A 14,765-nucleotide genomic window follows, 5' to 3' on the forward strand; every position below is an offset into this window, starting at 1 on the left:
ACTTAACCCTCTGGAAAAATCAGGAGGGTGGGTTTTTATCATGTTTATGTAAAGTTTGTATATAAATTGTTCGAGGCTCTTCAAACCTTATTAAAAATATATAAAATGTGAGTTACTTCACAATAATATTAAAAAATAAGGAATATAGAGATGAAAATAACATTTATCGCGATTGCTTTATCATTTGCAATGATACCTAATATTGCAATGGCTGAACCGAAATTTGTATCCAATATTAATGGCTCCTCATTTGCGATTAATGCTTCAAATGCAGGTTCTCAAGCATATGAATGTGTCTATAGCTATTCTTTCAATCATGCCAAAGGTGTGGTAGCGAGTCAGTTCAGTGGTAAGTTTTATATTGAAGCTGGGGTGAGTAATATTTCCGTGATTTCAAGAAATACAGACCAAATGATTAGCACCTTGGATTTTGATTATAAATGTACTGAAAAATAGTCATGCATATATTGAATACTCAGTAAAAAAACCGCTTGGAAGAGCGGTTTTTTTTATGGGAAAAATTTCTATTACGCTGGATGTTAAAAATTCACATATACAAATAAATATGTTATTTTTTCACATGGCGTTTTGCTAGGTATGCTAGGGAATTTAGATATGCACATAAAAACACTTTTGGTCGCTTTAAGCTTTTTGTCATTGAGTGCTTGTCAGACATTGGATTCAGCAATGTCTGCAACGGATGGAATTTTAAATAAAACTGGAGATATCCTGAGTGGAGACTTTCGTGGTTTAGGCCCCGCAAAGAAAGCAACACTTTCTGAAATCTGGAGAGATTGGCAACAAAATGAAATTACTGCAAAGCGGAAATGGGATGCTCAACGTCTTGAAGTGCCGGGAATCATTACCCGCATTACTAAAACAGGTGAAGTGATTTCTCAAAACCAAATCGCAATTATTTTTAAAGATCCAAGTAATAGTAAGTGTAAAGGGCAAGGCTTGACTCGCGATGATTTAAAAGTAAATACAGACAAAATTAGCAATCTAAAAGTTGGCGATCGAATTATCGTGACGGGTGTGCTTGGTACCACAGAATCGAAATGGGCGACACAAGGTGAATGTTGGTTCTCATTTGATAAAGCCGAGATCGTAAAAGCCACAAAGTAATATTTTGATCGAGATAGTAAGCAAGTCTTACTATCTTTATCGATCTGACGTATTTATGGGTTTAACGTGTTGTTATCATCTTCACTTTTTGCAGAAATGGGCGTGTGATAAACCAGTTTTAATTGGTTGTTGTTGAGGAGGTAGAATTTTTTAGCATAGATATCTTTTCCATTCATTTGAACGGAACCATGTGTGACCAATAATAAGCTATTGGGTTGGATATCAATTAATTTTTCTCCAGTTTCACCACCGAATACTTCGAGAATTTTTCCTGTTCTCTTGCTGATTAAAGTGAGGCTGAAACACATAGCACCACAACCCCAACCAACCGCGACATATTCTCCAGCATAGTCAGGTTTTTGTTTCAGTCCTTCTGATCATCGTGTTCTAAACAAACGAGCATCAGCATCACTCATGTCTAATTTTGCAGTGGGTCCTGTATAGATTTGCACTGGATAGTCGGTGAATTTAGGTTGTTTGTTCAAAATCTTCGCATAGAGCACGGACGGACTTAATAGATAAGCACTACACAAGATGATTAGACTTATTCTTTTCATTCTAAATTCCTTTGGATCTGCCTTTTTATGTTTTAGTCGAGTAGGTTCAGTCTGTTTTGGTGAATTGTCATCTAGTTTTAAACAATCCTTTCTATAATGCATGGCTTGTTTAAATAAAGCGCAGATTGATTGCTTTGTTCGGGTTTTATTTAAACATTATTTGTTGTTTGTTCGATTGTTTTCTATAATCAAGTCATAAATCGAGTATAGATTTTTTATTAGACGGTCACCAATGAGAATTCTCTAAAATTATGTATGGTTAGTAATATTTTTAGATTTATCAATGGTATAAAATTATTAACGTTTTGATGAATTCGTTTTTGACAGGGGAATGTTATGCAACCACAAATGATGGGCGGAATTATACAGGTCAATATTCCAGATAAAACCACATTGCAATCCAGCTATATGCCTTTTGTTGTGGGTGGTGGTTTGTTCGTACCGACGAAACAAGCCGTTAAAATGGGACAAGAGGTGTTTGTATTGGCAACCTTGCCAGAGCAATCACAAAAGATTCCTTTGACTGGAAAAGTGATCTGGATTTCGCATAAACAGACGCATTTTAAACCACAAGGCTTTGCGATCCAACTTGTGGGGGAAAAAGGTGTGTATTATAAAAACGAAGCTGAAAAATTATTGGCGGGTATGAAAGGCTTGGATCGTCCAAGCTATACGATGTAGTTGTAAAGAGAATAGGAAGAACGAGTGTTTGTTGATACGCATTGCCATTTAACCATGTTAGATCTCAGTCCTTATCAAGGGGATTTGGATCAAGCACTTGAACAAGCACGACTTGCAGGTGTTTCCAAGTTCATGGGGATTTCAGTTGATCTTGATGATCATGTTAAATTGGCTGAAATTGCTGCTCGCCATCAGGATGTAGGCTATTCAGTGGGTGTGCACCCTTGTGAAGACGAGCATATTATGGCACGTGCAACAACGGATTATCTGGTGCAACTCGCTCAGTCAGACAAAGTCTGGGCCTTAGGAGAAACGGGTTTAGATTATTACCACAGTACTGATTTTGTTGCTGAGCAAAAACGTTGTTTTGCACGTCATATTGAAGCATCGAAAATTGTTAAAAAGCCTGTGGTGGTGCATACCCGAGCAGCGAAACACGATACGGTAGATATCATTCGGTCAGAACAATCTACACATGGCATCTTGCATTGTTTTACTGAAGACTGGGAAACCGCAAAGGCTGTATTAGATTGCGGCTATTATATTTCCTTTTCAGGTATTGTCTCTTTTAAAAATGCGCAAGACTTACGTGATGTTGCGAAGCAGGTACCACTTGATCGTTTGCTTATCGAAACAGATAGCCCTTATTTAGCGCCTGTGCCATATCGTGGTAAAACCAATGAACCGAAATACGTTCCTTTTGTAGCAAAAGCATTAAGTGATGTATATGATAAATCGGTTGAAGAGATTGGCATGATTACAACACAAAATTTTGAGAATCTCTTAAATTTGAAATAAACGGTTTTTGATGTACTAGGAAAGAGAGTTATTACGTGAAAATGGATCGTCAGGCTCAGTTTAGAGCACGAGAAGTATTAATTTTTCAAATCGCGGAGCAACTCCTATTAGAAAATGGCGAAGCTGGTATGACGCTGGATGCCTTGGCAGCTGAGCTGGATCTTGCCAAAGGTACGCTATATAAGCATTTTCAAAGTAAAGATGAATTGTATATGCTGCTCATTATCCGTAATGAGCGTATGTTATTGGAAATGATTCAGGATACGGAAAAGGCTTTCCCTGAACATTTAGCATTCTTTATGCTGCATCATTTACATCACCCAGAACGTACAGCATTATTTCACCAAATTGAAGAACGTCTTTCGACAACGGGCCAGGGCATTCAATTGCTTTTTAGTGAGTTGTATAAAGTACGCCGACAGCGCTTACGTATCATTATTCGTATGACTGAAAGTTATTTATTGGGTATCAATAGCACGATGACCACACGTGATTATCTCGCATCAATTTGGTCGTTAACATACGGTGCAGCGGTTATATTGAATTCGAGTTTCTATCAACGCTATTTAGGTTCTCGAGATACCTTACGCGTTGCCTATATTGAGCAGGCTTTAGCATTACCTAAGCTACTCGAACCTGTTCTCCCATAGTTGAAACAATAATGAGATCGCCACTGCATTCGCAAAAAGCCTTTACCCTGATTGAGATCATGGTGGTGATTGTCATTATGACAATCATGGCATCTCTGGTGGTATTAAATATTGGTGGGGTCGATCAACGCCGGGCCATGCAAGCCAGAGAAATGTTTATTCTTGATCTTAAAAAAATAAATAAAGAAGCAACAGATCAGGCCAAAGTTTTTGCTCTAAATACTCAGAATGCCACAGATGTTGCACCGTTTAGCTATAACTTGTTTGAATACCATGATCAAAGTCGTGAGCAGATTCAGCAGGCAGACCGTACTTGGCAACTGTATAAAGAATTTAAAACTCGCCAATTACCCGATCATGTGTCTTTCAGTATCCAAAGTTTGGACACAGCGACTTATAACAAAGCAAAAAATGAAGACTTGTTGGGGGGGAGAGCTCCTCAATTGATTTGGTTTGGGAATGGTGAAGTGAAACCAGTTCGAATTCAGTTCTACTATGAGCAAAAACCGATTGGCCATGAGTTGCAGTTAGATCACTTGGGTAAAATTGATGAAAGTTAGATATTGGGGAAATCGCGCTTCATCGTGTACTCGAAGCATAGCTTTCGGTCTTGCAGCAGGGAAACCTCATACCTCAAGTAAAGCTTCTCAGTCTTCTTGCGAAGTGACGCTTCTCAGGGAGAAACGTTGTTTCACTAACCCTGCAACTCGAAGCATAGCTTCTCGCCTTGCGACACGATCGAGCCTTGCTCGATTTAATCGTGTTCACGTCGAGCATAGCTCTCCGTCTTGCGCTCGGGTGAAACGTTGTTTCATTAACCCTCGCTCAGGATTTACCTTGCTCGAAGTGATGGTGGCCTTGGCAATCTTTGCTGTAGCTGCAATTGCCTTAACTAAAGTTGCCATGCAATACACTCAGTCGACATCGAATGCGATTTTGCGTACCAAAGCGCAATTTGTAGGGATGAATGAAGTTGCATCGATGGAAATCAATCAGGAATGGCTAGAGGGAACACAATCCAAGCAAGTGACTTCTCAAGGTGAAACCTGGCAAATTGATAAAAAGGCCCAGTCGACGATTAGTCCGAAAATCCAACGTATCGAGTTGCAAGTCAGCTTATTTAATAATGAACAAGGTAAGGTCGAGGCGGGTATTACCAATCTTGTGTTCTTTAACTATCCTGCAAAGGCGAGAACACAATGAAATATAATGCTGAGCATCGCTTTTCGCCTCACTCTGGCTTTACCTTGGTTGAGTTGTTGGTTGCAATTGCGATTTTTGCCGTGCTTTCGATGCTGGGGTGGAAGGTCTTTGATTATCTATTAAAAGTAAAAGATCGTAATGCTGAGCATGAAATGCACCTATTTGCCTTGCAAGATGCATATCAACAAGTATTAAGAGATAGCTTGCAGATTATTCCATTGACAGCAAATGATGGAAGGCAGTTGCAAGCAGCTATTGTATTGAATGATCAAAGTTTTTCATTTAGTAAGGCAGGTGTTTCTGATCCATTGAAGCAGGGACTATCACCTTATGAGCGTATTGAATATCGCTATGATTCTGCACAGAAGAAAGTGTATCGATTGAAATATTCAAATCTCAATATCCCGAATCGTGTGCAACCGATCTCAAGTACATTGTTGGAAAATGTAGATCAGTTTAAAGTGCTGGTTTTGAACCCGCAAGAATTGACACAGTGGCCTGAGAATAGTGACCCGAGCAATATTACTGAACTTAAAAAATTACCGCTAGGCATAAAAATACAGTTAACTGTTGCAGGTACGGACTATGAATGGATCTATAGTTTATTGAATACACAGGCATATTTACAGTCGATAGGAAATTCAAGCGGTATGGGTGGGGGCGCAAATTTACCTAATAATAAAGATGGATCAAATTCATCTAATCCTACTCAACTTCCAACACAATGAGCAAGAGGCATATTCAGTGATTAGAAAAGCTCAAAGTTATGGAGTTGCTCAGCGTGGCATTGCATTATTAACCATTTTGGTCATGGTCGCTTTAGCAACGATTTTGGCAGCGACCATTGCCAAACGCCAGACCAATACCTCTGAAAATACTGGGTATTTGATGCGCCAAGATCAATCTTTATTGTATGCAAAAAGTGCTGAAGCTTTTTTTTCTGAGTTACTTATTCAAGACAGCGATAATGGCGGCACGATTGATCATTTACAGGAGAACTGGGCCAAACCTATGCCACCATTCCCAGTCGAGGATGGTTCTGTTTCTGGGCGCTTAATGGATGAATCCGGGAAATTTAATCTTAATAATTTAGTTAAGGCAGATGGTAGTCAAGTTGATGATTCGGCTCGACGTTGGTTTGAAAAATTGTTGCAGCGAGTTGGTTTACCCGCTGAACTGAGTCAAGCTGTGATTGACTGGCAAGATGTTAATGATGAGACAACAGGTGCAATGGGCGCTGAGAGTAATTATTATCAAGGTTTAGACCCTGCATATTTAGTGCCGAATACGAAGTTTCATAGTGTAGATGAACTGAAACTGGTAAAGGGATTTGAAGGTAAAAATTACGATTTAATAAAGCCTTATGTCACGGCACTGCCCGAACAGACCAAAGTAAATATGAATACAGCACCTGCATTATTGCTCGCCAGTATTGATCCGAAAGTTGATGTTAAAGCGGTAGAGCAGGAACTGAAAACCAAACAAGCCAATTTGACTTATTTCAATAATGTTGAAGATTTATGGAAGTTAAGTGCTTTTTCTGGAATAGATGAACAAAGCAAAACTGATGCTGCGACTTTCCTTGATAGCAAATCAAGCTATTTCACTGCTCAAATTGAAGTTGTTTTAAGCGAACGGAAAAGACAGTTTACCAGCTCATTAGCACGAAAAGACAAGCAAGTATTTGTTTATTCTAGAAGTCTTTCGCCATTTGAGTAGTATTCTTTATTGAGTTATCAAATGGTGACAAGATTTAAAATCAATCCCAATGCTTGTTTTTTTGCTTTATAATAAAATTCGTTTGCAGATAAAAGATTAGCTTGGTGCATGTTAATTCGTAAATTGTTTAAGTTTGAAAATGCTCATATTGTACGTAACTGTACATCGGACCGTTGTAAGCGTTCGATTCATGGGCATAGCTATAAAGTTGAATTATTATTAAAAGCGTCAAAGTTAGATCATGGGCAAATGGTCTATGACTTCGGTCTGTTAAAAGGCGTCATCAAAGAGTTGTATGATAGTTTTGATCATGCAATTTGTTTTTGGCAGAAAGATGATCTTGCTTATATTGATGCATGTAAAACATTTAGCGCGCGTTGGATTGCGTTACCTGTTTCCCCATCGGCTGAACAGTTTTCTCGTATTTTCTTTTATCTTGCTCAGCAGGTATTGAACTCGACCACCACTCAAAATGGTGAGGGTGATGTTGAGGTTTATTCTGTTATTGTGCATGAAACGGATACAGGTTACGCACAGAGTTTTCAAGAAGATATCGACAATGAGCAAATGGGTGTATTAAATTTGGATCAAATTGTATTTTCAGAGCAAGTACAAGCTGAATGGAGTGATGTTCAGATGTATGAAAATCTGAAAAAAGGAATCAAATTCCAAAACCCAAACGTAGAATTACAAGTTAATATTTGAGTGTGTTTTCACTCCAGTGAGTGAATTTATTTCAAGGAATGTGGATGCAATTTACTGAACAGCAACAGGACAAACTAAGTAAAGTTCAGTTGGATGAGTCTTGGAAAATCTCACTTTCAGAGTTTCTATTGAGTCAAAAAATGGATAATTTGAGGGAGTTTTTGCAACAAGAAAAACTTGCAGAAAAAACCATTTATCCACCAAGTAAACAAATTTTTAATGCGCTGAATACGACACCACTTGGTGGCGTCAAAGTGGTGATTTTAGGGCAAGACCCGTATCATGGTCCAAACCAAGCCAATGGTTTGAGCTTTTCGGTACAAAAAGGGATTGCATTACCACCGTCCTTGCGTAATATTTTTCATGAATTACATACGGACTTGGCAGTACCAGTTTCACGTCATGGCGACTTAAGTAAATGGGCGGCACAAGGCGTACTCTTACTGAACAGTGTACTCACGGTAGAAGCAGGACAACCGACTTCACATCAAAAACAAGGATGGGAAGAGTTCACGGATAGCGTAATTGATGTATTAAATGAACAACGTGAACATATCGTGTTTATTTTGTGGGGTGCCTACGCACAGCGCAAAGGTCAACGTATTGATCGTAATAAACATCTAGTACTAAGTGCAGCGCATCCATCACCGCTAGCAGCGAATCGTGGTGGTTTTTTTGGCTGTAAAGTATTTTCAAAAACAAATCATTACTTGAAACAACATGGCATTGAGCCTATAGACTGGCAATTGGACGCATAATGACTTCTCCTGATTTAAATAGCTATCATCCAGATTTAGTTATTGAACACGCAAAAAATGGTTGGCGAATCATTCGTCTGAATCGACCTAAATCGTTGCACGCTTTAGATGAATCAATCGTAAGTGCGCTGCTTCAAGTGTTTGAAGATTTTCATGTCGATGAGACGGTTAAAGCGATTTGGTTTGACTCAACTACACCAAAAGCATTTTGTGCGGGCGGTGATGTTCGCAAGTTACGTCAATTGGTGATTAATCAGGAAGTGGATGCTGCGAATCAATTCTTCCAGCAGGAATATGCACTTGATTTACTGTTGCATAACTATGCTAAACCAATCGTGGTTTGGGGAGAGGGTTATGTGATGGGTGGTGGGCTTGGTCTATTTATGGCTGCACCATTTCGCTTAGTTACGCCTTATTCACGTTTGGCTATGCCAGAAATCAATATCGGCTTATACCCTGATGTTGGTGCAAGCCGCTTCTTGGCTGATCGTGGACAAATTGGTTTGTTTACTGGCTTGACGGGTTCAATTATGACGGCAGCGGGTGCATTTAGCATCGGTTGGGCGACGCATATCTGCGAAGCGCAACGTGATAATATGCTTCAAAAAGTACTCAGTGTGGATTGGAATCATTACCCTGCTGGCGCATTTAGAGCGATTGACGATACCTTAAATAGTTTGCATCGCCCTGTGGCATCTGGACCATTACAAAACTCGATTGATGTGATTCATAGTGTATGTCGCGGTCAAAGCTTTGAATATGATTATCAGTCGATTATTGGTTTAAGTGATGCGAGTAGTGACTGGTTGCGTCAAGCCAGTGAAAACTTACAGAAAGGCTCGCCAAGCACGGCTGCAATCACATGGTTGTTATGGCAGTGGGGCAAGCAAGGGCATGCATGGGATGAAGTGTTTGCATTAGAAGCACAGATTTCTGATTGGAAAATTCGCCACCCAGATTTTGTCGAAGGGGTTCGTGCGCGTTTGGTTGATAAAGACTTATCTCCAGAATGGCAGGCAACTGAGCAACTCAGCTTGAAAGGTATCTTGGGAGATTGTCCTCCTGTGACTAATATCGAAAGCTGGAATGCTTTATTAAAGCAATACGGTGTCATTGCCTGATTGTTATGAGTTCTGAAAAATTTAATGATGAATATTGGATGCAGCTTGCCTATGAGCAGGCTGCATTAGCAGCAGCGCAGGGTGAAATACCTGTCGGAGCAATTCTGGTCAGCAAGGGGCAGGTAATCGGTGCTGGATATAATGCGCCAATTAAATTGTCGGATCCAACAGCACATGCTGAAATACAAGCGTTGCGTGCGGCTTGTCAGTCTTTAAATAACTATCGCTTGCCCGACGATACAACACTTTATGTGACGCTTGAACCTTGTACCATGTGTGTGGGTGCATTAATTCATGCACGGATACAGCGTGTGGTTTTTGCTACGACTGAACCAAAAGCAGGTTCATTGGTGAGTGCTAGACAATTGCTTGATAGTGGCTATTACAATCATAAGTTTGTCTTTGAACAAGGTTGCTTACAAGAACAATGTTCATTGCAATTGAGTGATTTTTTTAAACAAAGAAGAAATGAAAAGAAGAAAATCCGTTTGTCAAAAACGTCCTTAAATGATTAAAAATGTCTTATGAGTTGTGGCAAACTAAGCCTCCGATGATTTTGGGTTACATCAAAAGGCGAACTTATGCGTAATGCAATCACCATAGAAAAAGAATTTAATGCACCGATTTCCGAAGTTTTTGACTTACTGTCAAAACATGCCACTTATAACAAGGCATTTGCACCTTTACAGGTTGTTCGCGTAAAGGATTCTGCTGATCCAGAACGTCCTGATGGTGTAGGTTCGATTCGCCGTATGGGCTTTGGAGCGATTAAGCCTTTACAAGAAGAAATCACTTTGTTGGAAGAAAATAAGCGTATTGAGTATAAGTTGATTAATAATCCTTTGGTGAAGCATCACTTGGGGCAAATTGATTTTAAAGAAATTACACCTTTTATAACTTTAGTAACTTATAAGATTGAATTTACAGCAAAAGCACCTTTAGTCAGTAAATTAGTTCTTGCACAACTCAAAGCAGCGATTACACTAGGGTTCTCAAAATTAGCCAAATCAGTTGCTTCATAAGAGATGGGAATGACAGTTCATATTATTACGATAGATGGTCCAAGCGGTTCGGGCAAAGGCACATTGGCTGCTAAAATTGCAGCACATTATCATTTTAATTTATTAGATTCTGGTGCTTTATATCGTTTACTTGGACTGTCATTGTTTCAGCGAGGCTTGCTGGATCAAATTGATGCGAACTTAGATCAATGCGTTGAGTATGCGACGCATTTGGATATTGAATTTAAAACGACTGAAGCAGCGACACTTGTTTTTTTGGAGGGTGTAGATGTCACTAACACTATTCGAACGGAACAAGTGGGTGAGTATGCCTCTAAAGTTGCAACTGTACCTGAATTAAGAAAGGCATTATTCTCGCGCCAACGTGCATTTATTCAAGCACCAGGATTGGTTGCAGATGGTCGTGACATGGCAACTTCTATTTTTCCAGAAGCCCAAGCGAAAATTTATTTAACCGCTTCGGCTGAGTCTCGGGCGGAGCGACGCGTAAAACAGTTGCAGGGCATGGGCCTTGATGCTAAAATAAGCGACATTTTATCTAACATACAAGCTAGAGATAAGCGAGATATGGAGCGCACAGTTGCTCCGCTCAAACCAGCTGATGATGCGTATATCATTGATAGTTCTACAATAGGCATCGATGAAGTGTTTCAGTTAATGGTTGACTATATCAATAGCTGTATAAAATAGATACACAATTTTTTATCAGTTGAAGCATTGCTTGATCAGATTTTTTGGACAATGTAACAACTTAACTAAACCGGCCTTGTCTGATCCAAGACCGCGGACTTTATCAGGTATATCATGACCGAATCTTTTGCAGCCCTCTTTGAAGAAAGTGAATTAAACCTCAACGTTGAAAAGGGTGCAGTCATCCAAGGTACTGTTGTTAGTATCGATTCTGACTGGGTTACTGTTGACACTGGCCTTAAATCTGAAGGCGTAGTTGACCGTGCTGAATTTTTAAATGAACAACGTGAACTTGAAGTTCAAGTTGGCGATACTGTTGACGTAGTTGTTGAAGCGCTTGACAACGGTATGGGTCAAACAGTTTTATCACGTGAAAAAGCGAAACGTGCTGAAACTTGGACTAAACTTGAGAAAATCTTTGAAGACGGCGAAATCGTTACTGGTGTTATCTCTGGTAAGGTTAAAGGCGGTTTCACTGTTGACATCGGTCCTGTACGTGCATTCTTACCAGGTTCTTTAGTTGACACTCGTCCTATCCGTGACACGACTCACCTTGAAGGTAAAGAGTTAGAGTTCAAAGTAATCAAACTTGATGCTAAACGTAACAACGTTGTTGTATCTCGTCGTGCAGTTATGGAAGCTGAATCTTCAGCTGACCGTGAAGCATTACTTGCTCAACTTGAAGAAGGTCAAACAGTTACAGGTACAATCAAGAACCTTACTGATTACGGCGCGTTCGTTGATCTTGGCGGTATTGATGGTCTTCTACATATCACAGATATGGCTTGGAAGCGTATCAAGCACCCTTCAGAAGTTGTTGAAGTTGGTCAAGAAGTTACTGTTAAAGTACTTAAATTTGACCGCGAGCGTAACCGCGTATCTTTAGGCCTTAAGCAATTAGGCGAAGATCCATGGTTAGCGATCATGAGCCGTTACCCTAAAGGTTCTATCGTTAAAGCACGTGTAACTAACTTAACTGACTACGGTTGCTTCGCTGAAATCGCTGAAGGCGTTGAAGGCTTAGTACACGTTTCAGAAATGGACCACACAAACAAAAACATCCACCCATCTAAAGTTGTTCAGATTGGTGACGAAGTTGATGTTATGGTTCTTGAAGTTGACGAAGAACGTCGTCGTATTTCATTGGGTATCAAACAAACTCGTGCTAACCCATGGGAAGAGTTTGCTAAAGCAAATGAAAAAGGCGAAAAAGTTTCTGGTACGATCAAGTCAATCACTGACTTCGGTATCTTCATCGGTTTATCTGGTGGTATCGACGGTTTAGTACATTTATCTGACATTTCTTGGAACGAACAAGGCGAAGAAGCTATCCGTCGTTACAAGAAAGGTGACACAGTTGAAGCAGTTATCTTATCTGTAGATGCTGAAGGTAACCGTATCAGCCTTGGTATCAAGCAATTAAACAGCGATCCATTCAATGATTTCTTAGCTGCTAACGAGCGCGGTGCTTTAGTTAAAGGTACTGTAACTGCTGTTGATGCTAAAGGTGCTACAGTTAAATTAGCTGATGACATCGAAGCAACGCTTAAAGCTTCTGAAATCAACCGTGACCGCGTTGAAGATGCAACTAAGTTCTTAGAAGTTGGCCAAGAAGTTGAAGCGAAGATCATCAACGTTGATCGTAAATCTCGCTCTATCAACTTGTCTATCAAAGCGAAAGACGAAGCTGAAGAGAAAGAAGCTGTGAACAATGCTCGCCAAGCTGCTGCGACTCAAACTGCAGAAAGCAATGGTCCTAAGACTATTGGTGACTTAATTAAAGCTCAAATGAAGTAATTTGTTAAAAAGTACGTTTCTTGTAACTGAGACGTACTTTTTTATACAAAAATACTGCAAACGGTAGCGTAGTAATCATGTACTGCGCTACCGTTTTGTATTTAAACAGGTTATTATTAAAAACATTGAAAAGTAGCAATAATTAAAGAGGTCATCAATGACTACTGAAGCACTTAATAAATCTGATTTAATTGAACGGATTGCACTTAAAAACCCACACTTGGCTGAGCCTTTGGTAGAAGATGCAGTTAAGATTATGATTGATCAAATGATTGAAGCGCTTTCAAGCGGCGATCGTATTGAAATCCGTGGTTTTGGTAGTTTTGCATTGCATCACCGTGAGCCACGTTTAGGTCGTAATCCTAAAACAGGTCGATCTGTAGATGTTGCAGCGAAAGCGGTCCCACACTTTAAACCTGGTAAAGCACTTCGTGATGCAGTAAACGAATCTGCTGAATAAGAATTGAGGTGTTTATGCGTTATGTATTAATTGCATTACTCGTTGCCATTTTTGGTTATTCACTCGCTTTGGTTCTTCAGAACCCAGCTGAGTTACAAGTGGATTTATTATTTACTCAAGTCCCAGCCATGCGTTTAGGTCTTCTCCTTTTATTGACGCTTGCATTGGGTATTGTGGTGGGTTTATTACTAGGCGTTCAAGTTTTCCGAGTCTTCCAGACCAGTTGGGAAATTAAACGGCTTCGTAAAGATATCGACTATCTTCGAAAAGAGCAGATCCAACTTGCACAACAAGCTGCCGCAGAAGCTGCTGCAAGTGTACGACATGAAAAAACAGTGTTGGATATTAATCCTGAAAGTCAAACGCGTACGCCACTGTAATTAAAAATATTTTGAGGGTTGTAAAGTCTGAAGATTTTAGAACCCTATTAAATGGCCCTTTATTGGATTTAAAGGGCCATTTTTTATGGAAAACCTAAATATCTTAAAGTGGCAGTAATCAGCATGGCCGCAAGAATAACCACGATCAGTGAACATTTCTTCCAAGCAAAGATAAGAGCTACGGCAACGCCCACGATCTTACTGATTCCACTAAAATGAGCCTCAGAAAAAAGTGTATTGAATACGGCCAAGGTAAACAGTAGTACACAAGCAGAGTCTGCCAGTAGTTGTTTATGATGTTCTTTAAAGGTCATGCGATTGGCTAGATAAAAACCTGAGTAGCGAATTAAATAGGTACCAAGGGCAAGCACAACAATTCCAACAAAGATATAACTTTCACTATATTTCATTTTGACTTACCTTTTAACAGTAGACCTAACATGGAAACGAGCACTGGTAAGCCTGTTGGTAGTAAGGGAATTGATGCTACGGATAATGTGCTACCTAAAAATACACGGTGTCGTGTAGTTTTATTCTTTAGCATAGGTAAGATTAATGCGAAAAGAATGGCAGGAAATGCAGCATCTATACCAAATACATAAATATCAGGAATATTTTTACTGAGTATATAGCCAATAAAAACACCAATTGGCCAGAGAATAGCAATCCCTAATCCGCACATCCAATAGGCTTTTTGTTTGGCTTGATCTTCTTGTTGGCTTAGTCCAAACATGACGCTTTCATCATTCATGATATGGCAGGCAATAAACCGATAAGCATTCTTTTCAATAAATGTTGCAACGGATAAACCAAATGGCAGATGGCGTAGGTTGATCAATATACCGGTCAATGCCGCAAAAATAGGATTGGTGCCAGTTGCAATCATACCAATGAATGTAAATTCTGCAGCGCCTGCGAGGACTGTGAGTGATAACAGCAAAGGAATCCACATCGGTACATCGAAGCTTGCAGCAACTGAGCCCAAGGAAATGCCCACAATTCCTGTTGCAACTGAAATCAATACGATGGCTTTGATTAGATTAAATTGTTCTTTATCTTGCATCATTGGTTTCTATATCAAACGAACGTACGATATAAT

20 protein-coding genes and 1 pseudogene are annotated in these 14,765 nt (G+C 39.7%); 18 read left to right on the forward strand and 3 right to left on the reverse strand.

Annotated elements, in window-relative coordinates; all coding sequences use genetic code 11:
- Positions 1-150: 150 nt before the first annotated feature.
- Both B2727_RS11840 and B2727_RS11845 read left to right on the forward strand, forming a co-directional pair.
- Positions 151-456: a hypothetical protein gene (locus B2727_RS11840; protein ID WP_004806625.1), complete on the forward strand. Its 306-nt coding sequence runs from the start codon at positions 151-153 to the stop codon at positions 454-456.
- 159 nt (positions 457-615) lie between these two features.
- The gene (locus tag B2727_RS11845) at positions 616-1,125 is read left to right on the forward strand and encodes a hypothetical protein (protein WP_033132998.1); all 510 of its coding nucleotides are present in this window, start codon (positions 616-618) and stop codon (positions 1,123-1,125) included.
- A 53-nt stretch (positions 1,126-1,178) separates the two neighbouring features.
- Here the strand turns inward: B2727_RS11845 and B2727_RS20035 are convergent.
- A pseudogene (locus tag B2727_RS20035) lies at positions 1,179-1,682 on the reverse strand (hypothetical protein).
- A 336-nt stretch (positions 1,683-2,018) separates the two neighbouring features.
- On the opposite strand from B2727_RS20035, the gene B2727_RS11860 reads away from it, so the two are divergent.
- The 16 genes from B2727_RS11860 to B2727_RS11935 all read left to right on the forward strand — a co-directional run bounded on the left by B2727_RS11860 (position 2,019) and on the right by B2727_RS11935 (position 13,666).
- Positions 2,019-2,363, forward strand: coding sequence for a PilZ domain-containing protein (locus B2727_RS11860; protein ID WP_004806631.1), 345 nt, complete (start codon positions 2,019-2,021; stop codon positions 2,361-2,363).
- 24 nt (positions 2,364-2,387) lie between these two features.
- Complete coding sequence (locus B2727_RS11865) at positions 2,388-3,161, forward strand: TatD family hydrolase (protein WP_005204211.1); 774 nt, start codon at positions 2,388-2,390, stop codon at positions 3,159-3,161.
- A gap of 41 nt (positions 3,162-3,202) precedes the next feature.
- On the forward strand, positions 3,203-3,811 hold the full coding sequence (locus B2727_RS11870) for a TetR/AcrR family transcriptional regulator (protein WP_017401929.1): 609 nt from the start codon (positions 3,203-3,205) through the stop codon (positions 3,809-3,811).
- An 11-nt stretch (positions 3,812-3,822) separates the two neighbouring features.
- Positions 3,823-4,371, forward strand: coding sequence for a pilus assembly FimT family protein (locus B2727_RS11875; protein WP_005204208.1), 549 nt, complete (start codon positions 3,823-3,825; stop codon positions 4,369-4,371).
- A gap of 253 nt (positions 4,372-4,624) precedes the next feature.
- Entirely contained in the window at positions 4,625-5,014 is a 390-nt protein-coding gene (gene gspI, locus B2727_RS11880) for a type II secretion system minor pseudopilin GspI (protein WP_032811635.1), read from the forward strand.
- On the forward strand, positions 5,011-5,742 hold the full coding sequence (gspJ, locus tag B2727_RS11885) for a type II secretion system minor pseudopilin GspJ (protein ID WP_033132919.1): 732 nt from the start codon (positions 5,011-5,013) through the stop codon (positions 5,740-5,742). The genes gspI and gspJ overlap by 4 nt, the downstream gene beginning before the upstream one ends.
- Complete coding sequence (gene gspK, locus B2727_RS11890) at positions 5,699-6,733, forward strand: type II secretion system minor pseudopilin GspK (protein ID WP_171248643.1); 1,035 nt, start codon at positions 5,699-5,701, stop codon at positions 6,731-6,733. Before gspJ ends, gspK begins: the two co-directional genes overlap by 44 nt.
- A 108-nt stretch (positions 6,734-6,841) precedes the next feature.
- Positions 6,842-7,438 carry a 6-pyruvoyl trahydropterin synthase family protein gene (locus tag B2727_RS11895; protein ID WP_033132918.1) on the forward strand — a complete coding sequence of 199 codons (597 nt, stop codon included), beginning with the start codon at positions 6,842-6,844 and terminating at the stop codon, positions 7,436-7,438.
- Between the two features lie 44 nt (positions 7,439-7,482).
- Positions 7,483-8,196, forward strand: a complete 714-nt coding sequence (gene ung / locus B2727_RS11900; protein ID WP_004806648.1) for a uracil-DNA glycosylase — start codon at positions 7,483-7,485, stop codon at positions 8,194-8,196.
- Entirely contained in the window at positions 8,193-9,317 is a 1,125-nt protein-coding gene (locus B2727_RS11905; RefSeq protein WP_171061051.1) for an enoyl-CoA hydratase/isomerase family protein, read from the forward strand. The genes ung and B2727_RS11905 overlap by 4 nt, the downstream gene beginning before the upstream one ends.
- A gap of 5 nt (positions 9,318-9,322) precedes the next feature.
- Positions 9,323-9,832, forward strand: coding sequence for a tRNA adenosine(34) deaminase TadA (gene tadA, locus B2727_RS11910; RefSeq protein ID WP_033132917.1), 510 nt, complete (start codon positions 9,323-9,325; stop codon positions 9,830-9,832).
- A gap of 66 nt (positions 9,833-9,898) precedes the next feature.
- On the forward strand, positions 9,899-10,339 hold the full coding sequence (locus B2727_RS11915; protein ID WP_005204193.1) for an SRPBCC family protein: 441 nt from the start codon (positions 9,899-9,901) through the stop codon (positions 10,337-10,339).
- Positions 10,340-10,348: 9 nt separating this feature from the next.
- Positions 10,349-11,029, forward strand: coding sequence for a (d)CMP kinase (cmk, locus tag B2727_RS11920; RefSeq protein WP_033132916.1), 681 nt, complete (start codon positions 10,349-10,351; stop codon positions 11,027-11,029).
- A 114-nt stretch (positions 11,030-11,143) separates the two neighbouring features.
- On the forward strand, positions 11,144-12,826 hold the full coding sequence (gene rpsA / locus B2727_RS11925) for a 30S ribosomal protein S1 (protein ID WP_004806660.1): 1,683 nt from the start codon (positions 11,144-11,146) through the stop codon (positions 12,824-12,826).
- Between the two features lie 157 nt (positions 12,827-12,983).
- Entirely contained in the window at positions 12,984-13,286 is a 303-nt protein-coding gene (locus B2727_RS11930) for an integration host factor subunit beta (protein ID WP_004806663.1), read from the forward strand.
- Positions 13,287-13,300: 14 nt separating this feature from the next.
- Complete coding sequence (locus tag B2727_RS11935; RefSeq protein ID WP_016163885.1) at positions 13,301-13,666, forward strand: lipopolysaccharide assembly protein LapA domain-containing protein; 366 nt, start codon at positions 13,301-13,303, stop codon at positions 13,664-13,666.
- 83 nt (positions 13,667-13,749) lie between these two features.
- On the opposite strand, the gene B2727_RS11940 is transcribed toward B2727_RS11935, so the two are convergent.
- Positions 13,750-14,076, reverse strand: a complete 327-nt coding sequence (locus B2727_RS11940) for an AzlD domain-containing protein (protein WP_241345082.1) — start codon at positions 14,074-14,076, stop codon at positions 13,750-13,752.
- Complete coding sequence (locus B2727_RS11945; RefSeq protein ID WP_017401926.1) at positions 14,073-14,729, reverse strand: AzlC family ABC transporter permease; 657 nt, start codon at positions 14,727-14,729, stop codon at positions 14,073-14,075. The genes B2727_RS11940 and B2727_RS11945 overlap by 4 nt, the downstream gene beginning before the upstream one ends.
- Between the last annotated feature and the right edge of the window lie 36 nt (positions 14,730-14,765).

It is taken from the genome of Acinetobacter sp. UBA991 (assembly GCF_002292065.1).
GTDB lineage: Bacteria > Pseudomonadota > Gammaproteobacteria > Pseudomonadales > Moraxellaceae > Acinetobacter > Acinetobacter higginsii.

Excerpts from the sequence above, each read along its gene's own strand:
- rpsA (WP_004806660.1), top strand. The coding sequence starts at position 11,144 with ATGACCGAATCTTTTGCAGCCCTCTTTGAAGAAAGTGAATTAAACCTC.
- gspJ (WP_033132919.1), top strand. The coding sequence starts at position 5,011 with ATGAAATATAATGCTGAGCATCGCTTTTCGCCTCACTCTGGCTTTACC.
- B2727_RS11875 (WP_005204208.1), top strand. The coding sequence starts at position 3,823 with ATGAGATCGCCACTGCATTCGCAAAAAGCCTTTACCCTGATTGAGATC.
- B2727_RS11930 (WP_004806663.1), top strand. The coding sequence starts at position 12,984 with ATGACTACTGAAGCACTTAATAAATCTGATTTAATTGAACGGATTGCA.
- B2727_RS11935 (WP_016163885.1), top strand. The coding sequence starts at position 13,301 with ATGCGTTATGTATTAATTGCATTACTCGTTGCCATTTTTGGTTATTCA.
- B2727_RS11915 (WP_005204193.1), top strand. The coding sequence starts at position 9,899 with ATGCGTAATGCAATCACCATAGAAAAAGAATTTAATGCACCGATTTCC.
- B2727_RS11860 (WP_004806631.1), top strand. The coding sequence starts at position 2,019 with ATGCAACCACAAATGATGGGCGGAATTATACAGGTCAATATTCCAGAT.
- B2727_RS11870 (WP_017401929.1), top strand. The coding sequence starts at position 3,203 with ATGGATCGTCAGGCTCAGTTTAGAGCACGAGAAGTATTAATTTTTCAA.
- B2727_RS11895 (WP_033132918.1), top strand. The coding sequence starts at position 6,842 with ATGTTAATTCGTAAATTGTTTAAGTTTGAAAATGCTCATATTGTACGT.
- B2727_RS11840 (WP_004806625.1), top strand. The coding sequence starts at position 151 with ATGAAAATAACATTTATCGCGATTGCTTTATCATTTGCAATGATACCT.
- B2727_RS11940 (WP_241345082.1), bottom strand. The coding sequence starts at position 14,076 with ATGAAATATAGTGAAAGTTATATCTTTGTTGGAATTGTTGTGCTTGCC.
- gspK (WP_171248643.1), top strand. The coding sequence starts at position 5,699 with ATGGATCAAATTCATCTAATCCTACTCAACTTCCAACACAATGAGCAA.
- cmk (WP_033132916.1), top strand. The coding sequence starts at position 10,349 with ATGACAGTTCATATTATTACGATAGATGGTCCAAGCGGTTCGGGCAAA.
- B2727_RS11845 (WP_033132998.1), top strand. The coding sequence starts at position 616 with ATGCACATAAAAACACTTTTGGTCGCTTTAAGCTTTTTGTCATTGAGT.
- ung (WP_004806648.1), top strand. The coding sequence starts at position 7,483 with ATGCAATTTACTGAACAGCAACAGGACAAACTAAGTAAAGTTCAGTTG.
- B2727_RS11945 (WP_017401926.1), bottom strand. The coding sequence starts at position 14,729 with ATGCAAGATAAAGAACAATTTAATCTAATCAAAGCCATCGTATTGATT.
- tadA (WP_033132917.1), top strand. The coding sequence starts at position 9,323 with ATGAGTTCTGAAAAATTTAATGATGAATATTGGATGCAGCTTGCCTAT.